Source organism: Acinetobacter sp. ANC_7511, assembly GCF_056779975.1.
In genome coordinates, this window is the sequence record NZ_JBWYIY010000014.1 from 48,979 (window position 1) to 67,412 (window position 18,434).

Below are 18,434 nucleotides of genomic sequence, written 5' to 3' on the forward strand. Positions count from 1 at the left end.
AAATATTGGAGAATAAAGATGAGAAAAATTGCAATTGTTGGTGCAGGTCAGTCAGGACTTCAACTTGGATTAGGACTGCTTGATAAGGGATATGACATCACGATTTTGTCGAATAAAACTCCTGATGAGATTCGTCAAGGTAAAGTCATGTCTAGTCAATGTATGTTCCATACTGCGTTACAGACTGAGCGTGATTTAGGATTAAATTTTTGGGAAGAGCATTGTCCAGCGGTAGAAGGTATTAGTTTTGCTTTGGTTGATCCAGCAAGTGGTGAAAGAGCATTTAAATGGAGTGCGCGATTAGAGCGTTATGCTCAATCTGTTGATCAACGTGTCAAGATGCCTTATTGGCTTGAAGAGTTTCAGCGCCGTGGAGGCAAGTTTGTTCTCCAAGATGTCGGTCTAAATGAATTAGAACATTTGGCTGACGAGTATGAATTAGTGCTATTGGCTGCGGGTAAAGGTGAAGTGGTTAAAGAGTTTGTACGTGACGCAGAACGTAGTACTTTTGACAAACCTCAGCGTGCATTGGCTTTGACTTATGTGAATGGAATGAAGCCAATTTCACCATACTCGAGAGTGAGCTTTAATATTATTCCTGGGGTGGGAGAATATTTTTGTTTTCCTGCGCTTACAGTAAATGGTCCATGTGACATCATGGTTTTTGAAGGAATTCCTAATGGTCCTATGGATAGCTGGGCTGAAGTTAAAACACCAGAAGAGCATTTAAATAAAAGCTTAGAAATTCTGAAAGAACATTTGCCGTGGGAGTATGAGCGCTGTCAAGACGTAACGCTTACGGATAATGGCGGATATTTAGCAGGACGTTTCCCACCAACGGTACGTAAACCCGTCATGACATTGGCTTCTGGTAAAAAAATATTTGGTATGGCAGATGCATTGGTGGTTAATGATCCAATCACAGGTCAAGGATCAAATAATGCAGCTAAGTGTAGCAAGGTTTATTTCGATGCGATCTTAGCACACGGTAATCAAGCGTTTACTGAAGATTGGATGGAGTCAACGTTTGAGAAATATTGGTCATATGCTGAAAAAGTCGTGAGCTGGACAAATAGTTTATTGGTTCCACCTCAACCTCATGTTGTTGAGCTACTAGGTGCAGCCTCTCAAAATCACAATTTAGCTTCTCAGATCGTTAATAATTTTGATGATCCACGTAACTTTTCACCGTGGTGGTTTGACGAAAACGCAGCGAAAGAATTATTAGAAACAGATCAAGTTTCTCAAGTGGCTTGATGGAACTGAGGTGTTAAAAATGGATGTATTAGATAAAATTAATCTGCAAGAGATTGACATCAGTAATCCTCGCGAGATTCGTAATCTTCTTGGTCAGTTTGCCACAGGTGTTACCGTAATCACCACACGTGGAACGGATGGACGAAAAGTGGGTATGACAGCCAATTCATTTTCTTCGTTGTCATTAGATCCACCGCTTGTGTTGTGGAGCTTGTCGAAAACAGCACCAAGTTTGCCCGATTTTGTTGCAGCTGAGCACTTTGCAGTTCATATGTTAACGAAGGAGCAGCATCAGCTTTCTACCCATTTTGCCCGTGGTGCACAAGATAAGTTTGCCACAGTTGATCATGGTGAATGTGATACTGGTGTTCCATTACTGAACGAAGCACTTGCTACACTTGTTTGTAAAAATGTACAGCAATACGAAGGTGGTGATCACTTGATTTTTATCGGTGAAATTCAAAAATATCAACAAACTGCTGGTGAGCCCTTAGTATTTCATGCTGGTCGTTACCAAATTGCAGCGAGCCATCCAGACCTTTAATCATTGTTTTAAAAACCACGATGAATAATCGTGGTTTTTTATGGGAAATACACATGAAAAATAAAATTATATTAAGTGCTTTAACCTTGTTTACTACAGCAAATTCATCACATGTTTTTGCTTATGATTTACCGACTGTGAATTTGGGTATGACCAGTTTTCTAGATGGTGGACTACCAGCTGGACCTGGTTGGTATTCGCAAACGTATTTTCAACATTATGACAGTGACAAGTTGAGAGATGCGAGTGGACAAAAGCTTCCATTGCCCAAAACAGATTTAAATTATCAAGTGATTGTCGAGCAATTAAGTTACATGTCGACCTATAAACCGACTGCTCATTCAAGTCTAGGTCTGAATTTACTTATCCCTTATTTAAGTAAAATCAGTGTTGACGATGGTTTAAATAATCAAGCTTTAAAAGCTAAAAGTGGATTTGGAGATTTGATGATTGGTCCATTTCTCCAGTTTGATCCAGTCATGGGTGAACAGGGACCAAAATTTGTCCATCGAATAGAATTACAGATAAATTTGCCAACAGGGGAATATCAGCAAAACCGTGATATTAATCCGGGTAATAATGCATTTTCCTTCAATCCATATTGGGCTGCAACGTATTGGTTTAATCCGAAATGGACAGCTTCGACACGCGCTCATTATTTGTATAATTTTAAAAATGATGATCCAACTTATGGTTTTGGTGCTGCTGATGACATCCAAGCGGGGCAAGCAGTACACATTAACCTAGCATCTGAATATGCTGTACATGATCAGATTCGATTGGGTTTAAGTGGGTACTATTTAAAACAGCTTACCGATACTAAAGTTGATGGTGTAAAAGTCGATGGTCGCAAAGAAAGTGTGTGGGCAGTTGGACCTGGACTTATGTATAGTCACTCGCCAAAAAATCATGTAGTCGCAAATGCATATTTTGAGCATGATGCAAAAAATAGAACTGAAGGCGATCGATTTCAAATTCGATACATTCATCATTTCTAATCAAAAAAGCCTGTGATTTCACAGGCTTTTTTATTGACAGACATAAAATTAAGAGAAGAGTGAATTTTGTGTAATCTTACGCGTTGATGATGGCAGCTCGCCATAACGACGTTTGTACTCTTGTGAAAAACGACCTAAATGAGTAAAGCCCCACTTAAATGCAACATCAGTGACCGTGGCATGTTCATTATTCATCAGTTCAAGATGAGCTTGTTCAAAACGAAGCTCACGTAAATATGCCATAGGGGTAATGCCAAAATGGTTTTTGAATCCTGCAAAGAGTGTTCGTGCACTTACACCTGATTGTTCCGCCAAGACTTCTATGTTGAGTGGTTCATGTAAGTGGTGGTGAATGTATGCTTCAGCACGTTTGATAAAGTAGGGCGCTAATTTTTTCTCATGATGAGAATTTGCTTTAAAAAAAGCATTATTTGGTTGTCCATAAATTAGCGCATTAAATAGATTTGATTCAAACTGCTTAAATGCAAGTGGGTGGTGGAGAGGATGATGCTCACATTTAAGTGCATCCATCATGGTTCTCAAAAGTTGCAGAAAATAACCACCAGATTGAGTGGTAAAATCAAGTCGAGGATTAAAAATTACACTTTTTTGTTCAGATTTCACGATATGTTGCTGACAATGATGTGCAAAATCATCTTTTGAAATTTTGAGAATGAGTTGAGGGGAGTGAGCACGCCAGCGCATTCTGAGTGATTGGTCAGGTGAGATAATTGACGCTACTTCTGAGTATGAAATAAATTTATCTTGACCAAATTCAATTTCAGCATAGCCTCGAGTAGGAATCTGAATAAGATAAAACTTTTCAAGTTGATCTGGTTCGATCAATACATCTGCGCCATATTCCAAGCGGCTGATAGAAAGAGCCCCAGTTTGAACATGATGCATGCTTGCACTAAAATTTTTAGCTGATTTTAACACTTTTAGAGCATGAGGCTTAAAAATTTGCCCTACATTTTTACAAGTTTCGCTCAAATCTGCTTGATTGAAGACCAAGTTTTGACTGTTGAAAATTGATTCATTACTAAAATTTTGCCCAGTTAGCTGAGAGGAATGAAGCTGGTTCATTGTGAATCCTTTTGGCTCATTAGTAGTCCGTACCATGACAGTAGTGTTAAATTGATATCATGGAATGAGATTTACGATATAAATAAATGAAGCAATATTCAGACCAGAAATAATAATTTTAAAATTTAATAGCTATAGTGGTAATTGAAAAAATTACATTTATTTATATCAGTCCTATCCTTAGGACGTTATTTAAAAATCTATCTCTATAATCGCTGAATGTCAAATAAAACCGAATTTTTTATCATTGTGATTTTAATATAAGTTAATGAAAAATAATAAAAAATTAAAATACCTATTAAGTAATATAAGATACCAAATTAGTATTTTTTAATTTACTAATCTGTGTTCAAAAATATATTTAATTATTTAGTCGAAGCGAAGAGACTTTATTTCGACATTATTATTAAAAATGTTTTATAGTATTTATCATGATTCAAAATAGCTAGGTGAACAGGATGATCACACTCAGCCAACATAAGGATCTTAGTCACGCATCGCGTGAATTGAATGTTGCTCAACGATTAATGAGCCTTATTTGTGGTTCACATCAATTAGAAACTGCTCGTAAAGATCAGCTTGATTTTCATTATTCAGGTATACGCTTGCCGAGTAAAAAAATGGCAATTGGCTGTATCAGTTATGGCACAGATGTATCTATTCAAATTCAGCAGCTAGGTGCATACAGTATCAGTTTGCCTATTCATGGACAGCAAACATTGCGTAAGAATGGAGAAACTCATTTATCACATAGTAATAATGGAATCATTGTTTCTAGTCAGGATCAGCAAGAACTCATCATTCACCGTAATTGTAAAAAATTTCAAGTGGTGATTCCTGAAGAAAGTGTCAAATCTGTACTTTCCAATTTGCTTTCTAAACCTGTTAAAGAGCGGGTGATTTTTGAGCCAGATATGCCATTTAGTGAAGATAACTTCCTAAGATTGTGGTGGAATAATATTCAACAATGTTTATCGCTCAGGCAAGATTATTCTCGTTTTGATGGTTTAAATCTGCTTTCTCAAGATTATGAAAGTTTTTTGATTAAGGCTTTGCTTTTAACCCAGCACAATAATTATTCCAATGAATTAAGATCGCTCCAAGAGTATCAGCTTCCGAAGCCAGTCATGGTGGTCAGAGAGTTTATCCATCGTTTTGCTGATCAAGAGTTGGATGCATCAGATTTAGTCATGATATCGGGAACTTCAAAATCGACTTTATACCGTGAGTTTCAACAAGCGCTGCATATGAGTCCTATGGATTATTTAAAAAACTATAGACTTGAACAGATTCATCATGCTTTGCTGCAGAACAATGCAAATATTTCCATTTCAAGATTGGCTTATGACTGGGGATTCAGACATTTAGGACGATTTTCTCAAGAATACAAAGCCAAATATGGGGTTCTCCCGAGTGAAACACTTAAAATAATGGTTTAAAAAAAAGCCCCTTGATTGGGGCTTTTTAATGACTGAGTTGAGATTACTGCGTTACCTCTGCAGTTGCAGTATTGGCTGATTCAGGTTGTTTTAGTCCTTTTAATGCGAGCGCAATAAACGAAATAAATGTCGGAATTGCTAGGACATAGAAAATACCTGCAAGAGATAATTCAAAAGTAAAAATCAGTGATCCGTAGAACGCACCTAAGATCGCACCGATACGACCAATACCATGCATCCATGAAACACCTACACCACGGCACACTGAAGGGTAGAACAGTGCTGTTAATGGAAGTAGTGATGATTGAGCACCCACTAATAATGCGCCAATTAAGAAAATTGCAATACCGAGTAAAACAATACTTTGGCTTACGAATGCTGCTACGAAGAACAATACAAATGCTGCGAGATAAGAATATTTAATCACAGTATTTGGATTAACTTTATCCATATACCACCCCATAAAGCATGCACCTATCACACCGCCAAATGGGAAAATCGCTGCAATTAAACTAAACTGTTCTGTTGTGAATCCAGCGGTTTTAAGAATAGTCGGCATCCAGCTGGTTAACAGATAAAATACCATTAGGCTGGTAAAGCAACACAGCCAAAGCATTGCTGAACCCCAAAAGTATTTGCTAAATAAAATTTTAACAGGGCTTTGTTTAGGATCTAATACTTCTGCTTCAGGTAGAACAAATACAGTACTTTGATCAAATGTTTGACCGTGAATCTTCTCAAGAATTGGTTTTGCTTTTTCTTGACGATTTTGTTTGATGAGGTATTGAGGTGATTCAGGTAACTTGGTAATCAAAAATACCAATACGATCAGTGGGATTACACCGCCGATAATAATGACATTTGCCCACCCTTGATTCTCTAATAAGAACGCAGATAAGACACCGCCACTTGAGATCCCTAACATAAATCCGCAACCTGCTAATCCGGTCAGGAATGCTTTACGTTTTAGAGGCATGTATTCGGATACCATTGTGCTGATATTCGGCATAGCCGCACCAAGTCCGACCCCTGTAATAAAACGATAGATCATAAGTTCTTGTGTGTTAGAAGCAAATCCACACATGATGGTGAAAATTGAAAACAACAAAGTCGTCATTACGATGACACCCTTGCGTCCAAATTTATCTGATAATGGTCCTGAGATAATAGCGCCGATCGACATACCTACTAAGGCCGCACTGAGCACAGGTGCTAGATCTGGTTTTGAAATCCCCCAATCATCTAACAATGCTGGTGCAATAAAGCCTAAGATGCCAGTGTCTAATCCATCACAGAAAAAAACCAAAAACCCCAGAAAGAAAACTGTCCATTGTAAAGGGGACATTTTTTCCCGATCAATAACGTCATTTACAATTATTTTTTGCATTTAAAATTTCCATATATTCAAACGTTAGAACAAAAAAGGACTATCGTTTGCAAAGAATATTAACGATAGTCCTTAGTGATTGTCATCAGCTCATTTAATTATCTTGAGCTATGACTTTGAATAAACTTCTCACTGTAAACACGTCCGTTGTCTATCTGGTGATCAGCTAACCAATTTTTGACAGCATCGATCATTGGTGGCGGACCACACAAATACATATCGAATGCTGATTCGCTTAATTGCGATTGATCTAAATGTTCGTGGATAAATCCTTTTTTTCCAGTCCAATCATTAGAAGGTTGTCCGATTACGGGATGATACTCAAAGTGTGGAATCTTGGCTGAGTATGCTTTTAACCTTTCTTGTTCACACAAATCTTGCTCTTTGTTTACACCATAATATAGATGTACTGGTGGAATTTGAGGTTGTTTCACAATTTGATCTAGCATTCCTAAAAATGCTGACAATCCAGTACCTCCTGCGACAAAGACTAATGGCTTTTCTTTTTCCACTTCGCGAAGATAAAAACTTCCTAAAGGTGCTTCGAGTAAAATGGTATCGCCAACTTTTGCTCGATCTCGCAGATAGTCACTCATGAGACCTTGCGGGAGTAAGCGAATTAAAAACTGTAATTGATTACCTTCATTGGGTAAATTGGCAAAGGAATAAGAACGCCAATCATTTGCACCAGGAATTTTTAATCGAGCATATTGACCCGGTAAATAATCAATTTTCTGCGTATGTTGACTGGCATCTACATGAATGATTGCCGTAGTTTCTGAGACTAATTCTACGTGAGTCACTTTGGTTTCGAGTTGAAGTGTTTCACCAGCATTACAGAAACTTGAGTCATGATCGAAATAGAATGCAGCATTCGATTGCACTCGTGTTTGACAAGCTAAAATTTTACGCTCTGCCAGATCACGTTCGGTTAATGCTTCTTCATCGACATAATCTTGAGTGTAATTGCCACTTTCACATTGCCCTTGACAGGTTGCGCAAACGCCTTCACGGCAGTCTAAAGGCAATGTGATACCTTGACGGAACGCAGCATCAAGTAAAAGCTCATCATTATTCACAGAGATAAAGAACGTTTTACCATCTGCAAAGTTGAGTGCAACAGAATGACTCATTCTTTTACTCCTTAAACGTGATAGAAGTCGAGCACAGAATCAATTTTGTCATTCAACAAAATGGTGTGCTGTTTACGAATGCGGAAAGTATCTTCATGTTGACGAAGGATATAAGTGACATGCCCGTAAAAATAGCCTTCTAAACCTTGGCGGTTATAGAATGTCGACCAACCCGCTTTAACTTCTAATAATCCGTCTTCAAGTGTTTTTACACGGATGTTGTGAATCGCATGCATGAGACGCGGAAGGGGCGTAGCTGATGCAGCTTTACCAGTTCCTATACGGAATACGCGATCTTCAAGGCCAGCACGGTTTTCATAGTAGATATATGAAAGCCCTTGGTTTGGATCAGTGACGTATTCATGGTCACTAATCCATTGTGGAATGTGGTATTCGCTGTCTTCGTCATAGAGTTCTAGATATGCGTCCCATTCATAGTTGTCACAAAGCGCAGATTTTTCATATAAAAATTGAGAAACTTGATGTACAAGAGCTTGTGTCATGATTAAGCCTCCTCAGTTGTCGCTTGTGATGCAGGGCATTCGTGTGGTTCAGAAGTATCTTCAGTGAGTTTAAGTGCTTTATTTTTTAAGCCTTTTAACATGAGATCGCGCCAAACTTGGTGTTGATTGACATATAAACCTTCTTGAGTGATTTCAGTACCCGTGATGACTGGTTTGATCCCTAATGTTTGAGCATTCGGGCTGTCGCCATAATTCCACTTGTGATAACCGCGCGAAATGTCACTCCAGCGTTCTAAACGAGCTTGGAAACCACGCTGTTGTTCACGGAATTCGACTAAATCGTCAGGTGTGCCTAAGCCCGATACGTTGAAGAAATCTTCGAATTGACGAATACGGTTACGACGTGCTTCAGCCGATTCACCTTTAACACCAATACACTGGCTAATGACTTCAGTTTTATTCCATGCAACTGGACGAATAATACGAAGTTGCGAACTGATTTGATCCATAAAGAAAAGGCTTGGGTATAAGTTCAAGTTTCTGAGACGATGCATTGCCCATTCAGCACGTTTTTGACCATATTTTTCAACCAGATATGGCATCACAGTTGCGTAACCAGGACGTACAGTTGGGTTAGGCATGTCACTAAACAAAACGTTATGACCATTTTTAAATGAGAACCAACCATCATCAGTTGTGTCATCACCAGCACCTAATTTACTGTAATCAAGTGTGTCCTTTGGTCCTGTCCCTTTTTGTGCATTCAGTTGCTGACGATATTGAACTGTAGAGACATAGTTATAGTGAACAGTACTTACGTGGTAGCCATCTACACCATTTTCATTTTGTAGCTTCCAGTTTCCAGCAAAGGTATATGCTGATTTACCCGGTAAAACTTCTAATTCACCTGTAGGTGATTGTTCAACCATAAGATCAAGGAAAACACGTGTATCACCTAAATAATCTTCTAAGGTGTCTGTAGCTGTTGTATCTAAACTAACGAAGACAAATCCTTTATAACTTGCAATACGTGCTTTTTTTAGACCTCGTGATGATTTATCAAAGTCATCACAATACTCACCAGGAGCTTTAACTTTTACGAGGCGACCATCCGATTTGTAACACCAAGCATGGAACGGGCAGGTAAATGTGGATTGATTACCTTTAGCAACTCGGGTCAATGTAGCACCACGGTGCTCGCAGGCATTGACCATTGCATTTAAATTACCTTGACCATCACGGTTAATGATGAGCGGTTGGCGACCAATTTGAACAGTGACAAAGTCATTTGGTTTTGGAATTTCACTTTCATGACACGCGTAGATCCACACCTTTTCAAAGATCATTTCCATTTCTAGATCAAAAAGTTCTGGTTCAGTAAACATGTCACGTGCGATACGATAGACGCCATCCTCTGGTCGAAAATCGATACATCCTTCAATAAAATCATGCCATTCGATGCTGCTACGAGATCCCATGGTCTAACTCCTTATATCACTTGATTTCATTTATCTTTGAATCTATTGAACAGTGATTAACGGAGTCAGGCTATCCAGTTTGTTCTAATCGTTATCCATTTTTTCTCAAATATTTTATGGAGAAGGTAGTTAAAAATATGAGTGGGATTCAAAAGTCGTCCTTTGGGACTATAAAAACAAAAAGCCGATGCATCTTTGATACATCGGCTGATAAAAGCTAAAGGAAATCGTTATTTGGCAATTCCAAGCTCTGTCAAATGAAGTCTTAGGATTCGTCTTAATTCCAAAACAGCTTCAGGCGTTTCCTGAATTGAGTGACCACCTTTGATAATAATCTCAGATTGTGCCCCTTTAAGATGAGCACTCTGATAAGGCACGATCCCATCTGACATAACAGTAGGATCTTTACTCTCAGTCACATTCCCCATGATGGAGTGAAATTTAAATCCTTTAATTGGCGTCACAGGTGAGGTTAATTTGGTGAAAGGAGAGTTGTGACTCAGATCACTCGGACCATTTTGAATCAATCCATGACCTAAGTCTTTGACAAAATGTTTAATATTAATATCTTTATCTGAGAGCGATTCAGCAAATGCACCCAAAAATGCACCTGGCAACTTGATCACTTTACGCGCAGCTCGTGTAAACCAACGATCAGCATAATCTGTACCTCGATGAGGTGCTGCTAAGAAAATAGCACGATTGAACTGTGGCACAGGTTTGATTTGTAAACGAGCTTTAAATAAAGGTTCATTCTTAAAGCGGCTAATTTGAGAATTTTTTAATTGAGACAATGCAGGTTGTGTTAAATCAGCTTGGCTCACCAATAATCTTGAAATAATACCACCCATACTATGTCCAATCAGAACTGCATCTTTAGCTGATGCTGTAGATTGATCAAGTGAATTAAGTGCTTGTTGAATGATCGCATTCACCTGAAAGCGACTTTCTAAAATTGGCATATTGGTTGAGTAAAATACTTGCCAAACTTGATAATGCTCTCTAAGAACATTATCTCCCATAATGTCATTGGTTAATGCAATCCAAGCTTCTGGACTGCTTGCAAGTCCATGCACCAAAACAATAATTTTTTTGTTTGGATTATAGGGTTCGAGCATAAAGAGATGGGGCATTGTGATTGTATTGTCACGATCAATCAAACTCAAATATGCAGCAGCACCTAAGTTATTTTCGGCAAGCCACAAACCATAAGGTGCAGAGTAATTCGCAGCTAAGGGATAAACTTTTCCACCTACTTTTAATTGATCTAATCCATAAGGATCATAAATATTCAGGGTGAAATGCGGGTCATTCAGAATATCCTCTACATTACTCTGACGCGCAGGCTCAGCAGTCATCGTGACTGAAAGATAACGTGGTGGATGAATATTAGGGTTACGACCATTTTTATAAGCGTGATTTAATGGATCTACAATATATTTACCTGAATCGCTATTTCGCTCTGGCGCTGGAAGCGTTGCGACAAATTCCGCACCGAAACCATCCCGACGGTTAATCGAACGCAAGCCACTAAAATTGAGGTTGTAGCTTGAAAGCAGGCTATCTAATTTTTGATTAGCAATCTGAGGGTAATGGTCATAGTTGATGGTATAAATGCTTTCACCAATTTTTATTTGTTTGGGAACTTTTTCACCCGTATAGCGCATACCATAGGTCATCACCATTTTCGCCAAGGCTTGATTGTAGAAATCTCGTATTTGAACTTGTCTATTATCGAAAATACGGTCGCTTGGTTGGCGTTTTGTCTTGAATAGATAGGCATAACTATAACGAATACTTTTATCAAGCATTGCTAACTGTTGGTCAAGACATTGACTATAGTTTTCTTGATGAAGTTTTTGCTTTTCTTCTGACTGATATTTATTAATTAAACTGGTATTACAATCAGAAGAATTACTGAGGGTTAATGCCCGTGTCAAATATGCTTCACTTGCAGTTGAATAAAGTTGTTCATCTTGAATTTGTTTTATTTTTTTTAGATCAGATACGCATTTATCTGGATCATTAGAACAACTTTCAGCCTCACTGCCTGTCATGGAGAGGACATTAAGACTCGCTTCACTCATTTTTTTACGCGTTAATATGCTATCTCGTTCATTCGCGATCGAAACATTAAGCGCTTGATTTTTTACACTGACGACTTGGCAACCTGTCATAAATAGTGGTGTTGCGAGCAGTAGGACGCCGATGTATTTATTGTTCATCATAAACATATTTTCAACTGTCAGCATGAATCATTAACGCTGAGCATACGTTATTTTTAGGGAGATAAAAATAAGTGCTAAAAAAAATAGACTGAATGATCAGTCTATTTTTTTTTAATAAGATTATGATTTCGCTGGATTGTTTAAAATTTGCCAAACATTGTAACGACCTTGTTTCTCAATTTCTTGAATCAAGCGGTCAGCAACTTCAGTTTCTTCAGGATATTTCACCTTGTAATTTTTTAAAGTTGTGATTGCATTTTTCTTTTGGCTCAATGCGAGGTAGTTATTAACAGCTACGAGATAAGCTTCTTGAACACCCGCTTTGATGGCCTTATCGATATATGGAATAGCTTCTTTTTGACCACCACCTTCAGACAAAGAGAAACCGAACCAGAAGTTCGCTTCAGCGTCTTCTTTGTTGATCTTCAGGATTTGTTGTGCATATTTTAATGATTTAGTGGTATAAGCAGAACCAAGATCGAGGTTACGACCCAATATACTTGCTTTAAATGCACGAATTAGGATATCGAATGACGCGTTATCTTTCGCTGCTAAAGTATCTAGTTGAGCTGAAACTTCACGTAATTTAGCTTCAAAACCGCGACGTTCTTGACGATCTGTAAAGCGAGGAGGATAGTGACGTGCTTTACCTTCAACCATCTGGAGGAAGTCATCAATTTCTGTAATATCGATTTCATTTTGACCCGCTAAAACCGTGTATTTCATCGCACGTTGTGAACTATTCACAGTCGGTACGATTAATTTGTTTTGGTCGAGGATCATCTTTCTGTTTGGATTATTTGGATCAGTCACCTCAAGTTTTTGAAGTGGTGCAGCAGCAGCTTTTTTTAGTTCAAGCTCGAATACTGGTGGTTGGCTATAATTAAAAGGATTTAATGCATAAAATGGCGCACTTAAATCAGGCTCAGAAAAGACGATTGGATCGTTTGTGTTAGATTGTTTTTTTACTGCTGGAGAGCTACAAGCACTCAATAATGAAACAGCGATCATGGTGGCAATGAGGGGCTTAATCGTCATATTTTCTTCCAATATTATGTTTTTAAATTCTAGTTCAGGTTGTATCTGAGTCTATGAAAAGTCGAAACAACATGCAACTCAGATTCACCTAACTTAGTCAAACTTATACATTAAGCTTTTGATTGTGCAGTTTGAGCTTCGCACTCACGACGAACTTCGTCAATGATTTTTAACTCTTCAGCACTAAATGGTTGTCCATTACTTTGAGCGTTATTAAATGTTGGATCAAGTAATGAAAGTCGCTGACATAGAGTGTTCATGCGCTTTTCATTGTGCTGTATACGATCCAATAATACTCGCATACCTTCTAACATAGGATCTGATTGATCTTGGGTTGTCGCATACGGCTGAAAACCGATGCTTTCTGCATAATTGCGTCGTTCGGATTCTTTGTCCAAATCTTTTTGCTGATTTTTAATAATAAATCGCGCTGGGTTACCTACGGCAGTAGCACCTTCAGGGACTTCTTTGGTGACCACAGCATTCGAACCCACCTTCGCATTCTTATGCACGGTAAATGGTCCTAAAATTTTCGCACCTGCGCCAACGACTACACCATCTTCTAAAGTTGGGTGACGTTTGCCTTTATTCCAAGTGGTGCCACCTAATGTCACGCCATGATAGAGCGTCACATCATCACCAATTTCAGCTGTTTCCCCAATGACCACACCCATACCGTGATCAATAAAAAAACGTTTGCCAATTTTGGCACCTGGGTGAATTTCGATACCAGTTGCAAAACGACTAAAAGAAGACAGCATGCGGGCTGAAGTTTTACACTCTTTTTTCCAAAGCTCATGCGCAACACGATGCATAATCAGTGCGTGAATTCCTGGATAAGTGGTTAAAACTTCAAATGTGTTGCGCGCCGCAGGATCGCGGGCAAACACAGCTTGAATATCTTCTTTAAGCTGTTTAAGCATCTTTTGATTTCTCTTTAGAATCTGACTTTTTCCATGTGCCATTGTTCAATGCCTGAACACGACTGAAAATACCTCTAAGAAGATGGTACTCCATACGATCTAATTGTATACGTCCGAATAAGCGACGCAAGCGTAAAGGCAATAATCGTGGGTTTTCTGGGTCTAAAAACTCGATTTCGTGCAACATTTTTTCAAAATGAGGATAAAATTGTTCCATCTGTTGATGTGTTACCAACGGCTCATCCCAATGCATAGAATCTTCATCAGTCACTTTCATAACTGCTTGAGGATCTTCAACTTGTTCCATGAGAGCTGTGGTCGCCATTCGCATTTCATAGCAAATAATTTGAATTGCTTGAGCGACATTGAGTACCCCATAGTCTGTATTCACAGGGATGGTCACATGGTAATTCGCCAAGGCCAACTCTTCATTGGTTAATCCGCGATCTTCACGCCCAAATATTACGGCAATTTCTTGTTGTTCTTTGATCACCGCTTGCATCGATTTATCAGCAGCAGGCCGAGCATCTAATAAAGGCCATGGAATAGTTCGGCTACGAGCACTTGTACCAAAGACTAAATGACAATCTGCGATGGCTTCTTCAAGCGTTTCTACAATCTGAATTTGATCAATTAAATCGGTTGCACCGGCTGCAAGTGCATCAATATCAGGGTGAGGATAAGTTTTAGGTGCAACTAAAACCAATTTTGAAAGCCCCATGGTTTTCATTGCTCTAAGTGCGCTACCGATATTCGCAGGCAGGGTAGTATTCACCATGACAATACGCACATGAGACAAATGCGCTGAGACAGCAGCATTATCAATTAAATTCATAAATCTTCCAAAATTAAGAGTATTGACTGACTTCCGTCATGTATTGATCCATTGCTTCATCCATACTGATCTGGTCTGGTGGAGAGGCATGTGATGTGATGACTGGTTCTGATTTTGGTTCTGCGGCGTGGGAACGTGCAGCTTTTGACTTGACATGATACTCCACATGTAAGGCCTCTTTACCAAAATAGTCGCGCAGTTTGAACAATAAGTCATCGAGTGGTGCGACATTCCATTGTGGTGGTAAATGAAAATCAGCCGTTGCATATGGAAAGTCGAGTTGTACTTGTAATGGCACATGCTGACACATATCTACATCACAAAATGGTTGAATGATCTGTGAAAGCTCTTGACCAAGATTTGGCTGAATATGCTCAGGTTGTAATTTGATGAGGATGTGATTCGCACGTTTTTGACGAATTTCGTTTAATGTAAACGCTTTTGTAAGACGTCCCATCGGACGATCGAAGCCTTCACGTTCATATATTTCACCTTCAATCACAATCACTCTTTCATTCACAATAATATCTTTAAAACGTTGGAAGCGTTCATGATTTGCTGAGACTTCAATTCGAGCAGTACCATCATCGAGTGTGATCATCATGCGGTTAGGGAAATTTGCGACATCCACAACCAAGCCGGCAAATACTGTAGTCACACCACGACGTGTTGGAGTCAGCTCATTAATTTTGTTAGAAATAAACGCTTTTAACTCGGGGCGATACACATCAATGGGGTGTCCCGTTAAGTATAAACCTAAGGTGTCTTTTTCACCTTTTAAACGGACTTCATCAGACCAAGGTTTTACAGGTTTAGTGGGTTTACGTTGAACTTCTTCAACTTCACCAAATAAATCCATAATGCCTGTTTCGCGGTTTGAACGAGCTTGTTCGGCTGCTTGTACAGCTTCAGGCAATTGAGCCATTAAAGTCGCGCGTTCAAGGCCGAGACAATCTAAGGCTCCTGAGCGAATCAAAGCTTCAAGTGTACGTTTATTGATTTTCTTCAGATCAATGCGATGGCAGAAATCAAATAAATCTTTATAAGGTCCAAGTTGCTTACGTGAATCAATGACGGATTGCATAGCTGCTTCACCAACACCCTTGATTGCACCTAGACCATATACAATGGTTTTTTCATCAATTGCATGGAATTGATAAATCGACATATTGACGGAAGGTGGTAACACGTCGAGACCATTGTTACGACAGTCATCAATCAAGAATACAATACTGTCTGTGTTTTGCATTTCCGAAGTCAGTACAGCGGACATAAACTCAGAAGGATAGTGTGCTTTTAACCAAGCCGTCTGATAAGCCACCAATGCATAGGCTGCAGCATGTGATTTGTTGAAACCATAGCCTGCAAATTTTTCCATATAGTCGAAGATATGGTTCGCCGTTTGCTCATCGATATCTTTTTTTGCAGCACCTTCAATAAAGATTTGGCGTTGTTTAACCATCTCTTCAGGTTTCTTTTTACCCATCGCACGACGAAGTAAGTCCGCACCACCTAGACTATATCCAGCACAATACTGAGCTGCTTGCATAACCTGTTCTTGATATACCATAATCCCATAGGTAGGTTCTAAGACACCTTCTAATAGGGGATGTAAGTATTCGAACTCTCCACCATGCATACGATGAATAAAGTCTGGAATTAGATCCATTGGGCCCGGGCGGTACAATGACACGAAGGCAATAATTTCTTCAAATTTACTTGGGCGTGCTTCCTTGAGCATTTTTTTCATGCCCACGGATTCAAATTGGAATACCGCAGTGGTATTTGCTTCGGCAAATATCGAATATGCAGCTTTGTCATTTAGCGGAATATTCTCAATCTTTAGAGGTATATCAAACTTTAATCGTTGGTTAATGTGCTGAATAGCATCTTCAATTACAGTAAGATTTCGCAACCCCAAGAAGTCAAATTTAACAAGTCCTGCCGCCTCAACATCGTCTTTATCAAATTGAGCGACACGACCGGTACCATCTTCGTCACACAGTACAGCTGAGAAGTCCGTAATCTTGGTCGGTGCGATTACAACACCACCTGCGTGCTTACCAGTGTTACGCGTTATTCCTTCAAGTTTAAGCGCCATTTCCCAGATTTCTGATGCATCTTCATAATCTGGGTTGGATGGGTTGGTTACAATATCTTTAAGTTGTGGTTCTGCTTCTAAAGATTCTTCTAAACTTAAACCCAAAGGTTTAGTCGGGATCATTTTAGAAATACGATCTGCTAAGCCGTAAGACTTACCTAAAACTCGTGCAACATCTCGAATTGCACCTTTCGCTGCCATCGTACCAAATGTTGCAATTTGAGATACAGCGTCACGCCCATAAGTTCGTGCTACATAATCAATTACACGATCACGACCTGCGATACAAAAATCCACGTCAAAGTCTGGCATCGAAACACGTTCAGGGTTTAAGAAACGTTCGAAAAGAAGTCCGTATGGTAGTGGATCTAAATCTGTAATTTTTAAACTGTATGCAACTAATGAGCCTGCACCTGAACCACGGCCCGGGCCTACAGGTACGCCATTGTTCTTGGACCACTGAATGAAGTCCATGACAATCAAGAAGTAACCTGGGAATCCCATCGAGTTAATGATCTTGATTTCGAAATCTAATCGATCGTCATATTCTTTCCGAATTTCAGGCCAGTCTTCTCCACGTTTCTCCACAGGATAGAGGTGATTAAGACGTTCTTCTAATCCTTCTTTAGACAAATGGGCAAAGAAGGTATCAATTGTATGACCTTCAGGAATTGGATAGTCAGGTAAAAAGTATTTACCTAAGCGAAGTGTCACATTACAGCGTTTAGCAATTTCAACTGTATTTTGAATAGCACTGGGGATATCAGCAAATAACTCCACCATTTGCGCTGTTGTTTTGAAATATTGCTCAGGGCTGTAAGTACGTGGACGACGATTATCACCTAAAACATAGCCATCTGCGATGCAGACGCGCGCTTCATGGGCTTCAAAGTCTTCTTCTCTAATAAAATGAACATCATTATGAGCGACAACACCGATTTGATATTTTGCGGCTAATTTAACAGCTTCAATAATAAAATCTTCTTCTTGTGGGCGATTGGTGCGCGTGAGTGCTAAATAGACACGATTGCCAAATTTTTCTATCCAAGCTTCAAGTAAGGGTTCAGCTTTTTCAGGGCTACTTGAACACAGCATTTCTCCAACATCACTTTTAATCCCTAAAAGTGCAATCATGCCCGGCGCTTGTTCTAACACCCATTCTTTTTTTACACACGGGATACTGAGTTGTTGTCCTTCAATAAAGCCGCGCGATACTACTTCAGTTAAACTACGCCAACCCTCATTATTCATCGCCAGTAAAGTCATACGATGTGATTCATCATTCAAACGAATCACACTTCCTAAAATAGGTTTAATCCCTTTTTTAAGACACGAGGTATAAAACTTCACTGCTGCATGTAAGTTCGATAAATCTGTCATCGCGAGTGCAGGCATAGAATCCTGTACAGCAGACTTCATTAGATCAGGTATACGTACGATTGATTCAGTAATAGAAAATTCTGTATGAACACCGAGATGAACAAACTGCATAGATGAGTCCTTTACAAGAGCAGAGCGTATTT

Annotated in this window: 14 protein-coding genes; 4 read left to right on the top strand and 10 right to left on the bottom strand. The window is 39.2% G+C overall.

Features of this window, described 5'->3' with window-relative positions; genetic code table 11:
- Nucleotides 1-18: 18 nt before the first annotated feature.
- The 3 genes from AC1M9L_RS10760 to AC1M9L_RS10770 are packed head-to-tail and all read left to right on the top strand — an operon-like array spanning nt 19 to nt 2,799.
- Nucleotides 19-1,257, top strand: a complete 1,239-nt coding sequence (locus tag AC1M9L_RS10760; RefSeq protein ID WP_481592092.1) for a styrene monooxygenase/indole monooxygenase family protein — start codon at nt 19-21, stop codon at nt 1,255-1,257.
- Between the two features lie 19 nt (nt 1,258-1,276).
- Complete coding sequence (locus tag AC1M9L_RS10765) at nt 1,277-1,801, top strand: flavin reductase family protein (RefSeq protein WP_180028210.1); 525 nt, start codon at nt 1,277-1,279, stop codon at nt 1,799-1,801.
- 53 nt (nt 1,802-1,854) lie between these two features.
- Nucleotides 1,855-2,799, top strand: coding sequence for a SphA family protein (locus AC1M9L_RS10770; protein WP_481592093.1), 945 nt, complete (start codon nt 1,855-1,857; stop codon nt 2,797-2,799).
- A gap of 48 nt (nt 2,800-2,847) precedes the next feature.
- Here the strand turns inward: AC1M9L_RS10770 and AC1M9L_RS10775 are convergent, their stop codons facing one another.
- Nucleotides 2,848-3,885 carry an AraC family transcriptional regulator gene (locus AC1M9L_RS10775; protein WP_481592094.1) on the bottom strand — a complete coding sequence of 346 codons (1,038 nt, stop codon included), beginning with the start codon at nt 3,883-3,885 and terminating at the stop codon, nt 2,848-2,850.
- Between the two features lie 458 nt (nt 3,886-4,343).
- Here AC1M9L_RS10775 and AC1M9L_RS10780 point away from each other — a divergent pair, with 458 nt between their 5' ends.
- A complete protein-coding gene (locus tag AC1M9L_RS10780; protein ID WP_481592095.1) occupies nt 4,344-5,324 on the top strand; it encodes an AraC family transcriptional regulator in 981 nt (326 codons plus the stop codon).
- A 43-nt stretch (nt 5,325-5,367) separates the two neighbouring features.
- Here the strand turns inward: AC1M9L_RS10780 and AC1M9L_RS10785 are convergent, their stop codons facing one another.
- From AC1M9L_RS10785 to dnaE, 9 genes are all read right to left on the bottom strand, one after another.
- A complete protein-coding gene (locus tag AC1M9L_RS10785) occupies nt 5,368-6,711 on the bottom strand; it encodes an MFS transporter (protein ID WP_092767747.1) in 1,344 nt (447 codons plus the stop codon).
- A 98-nt stretch (nt 6,712-6,809) separates the two neighbouring features.
- The gene (antC, locus tag AC1M9L_RS10790; protein ID WP_180028207.1) at nt 6,810-7,844 is read right to left on the bottom strand and encodes an anthranilate 1,2-dioxygenase electron transfer component AntC; all 1,035 of its coding nucleotides are present in this window, start codon (nt 7,842-7,844) and stop codon (nt 6,810-6,812) included.
- A gap of 11 nt (nt 7,845-7,855) precedes the next feature.
- Complete coding sequence (gene antB, locus AC1M9L_RS10795) at nt 7,856-8,347, bottom strand: anthranilate 1,2-dioxygenase small subunit (protein ID WP_035266119.1); 492 nt, start codon at nt 8,345-8,347, stop codon at nt 7,856-7,858.
- A gap of 2 nt (nt 8,348-8,349) precedes the next feature.
- Nucleotides 8,350-9,786 carry an anthranilate 1,2-dioxygenase large subunit gene (gene antA / locus AC1M9L_RS10800; RefSeq protein WP_035266117.1) on the bottom strand — a complete coding sequence of 479 codons (1,437 nt, stop codon included), beginning with the start codon at nt 9,784-9,786 and terminating at the stop codon, nt 8,350-8,352.
- A gap of 230 nt (nt 9,787-10,016) precedes the next feature.
- Entirely contained in the window at nt 10,017-12,020 is a 2,004-nt protein-coding gene (locus tag AC1M9L_RS10805; protein WP_481592120.1) for an esterase/lipase family protein, read from the bottom strand.
- Nucleotides 12,021-12,134: 114 nt separating this feature from the next.
- Complete coding sequence (locus AC1M9L_RS10810) at nt 12,135-13,052, bottom strand: ABUW_2363 family tetratricopeptide repeat lipoprotein (RefSeq protein WP_481592096.1); 918 nt, start codon at nt 13,050-13,052, stop codon at nt 12,135-12,137.
- A gap of 110 nt (nt 13,053-13,162) precedes the next feature.
- Nucleotides 13,163-13,975, bottom strand: a complete 813-nt coding sequence (gene cysE, locus AC1M9L_RS10815; protein WP_035266113.1) for a serine O-acetyltransferase — start codon at nt 13,973-13,975, stop codon at nt 13,163-13,165.
- Nucleotides 13,968-14,810, bottom strand: a complete 843-nt coding sequence (locus AC1M9L_RS10820; protein ID WP_092767753.1) for an RNA methyltransferase — start codon at nt 14,808-14,810, stop codon at nt 13,968-13,970. The genes cysE and AC1M9L_RS10820 overlap by 8 nt, the downstream gene beginning before the upstream one ends.
- Before the next feature lie 13 nt (nt 14,811-14,823).
- Nucleotides 14,824-18,402: a DNA polymerase III subunit alpha gene (gene dnaE / locus AC1M9L_RS10825; RefSeq protein WP_481592097.1), complete on the bottom strand. Its 3,579-nt coding sequence runs from the start codon at nt 18,400-18,402 to the stop codon at nt 14,824-14,826.
- Between the last annotated feature and the right edge of the window lie 32 nt (nt 18,403-18,434).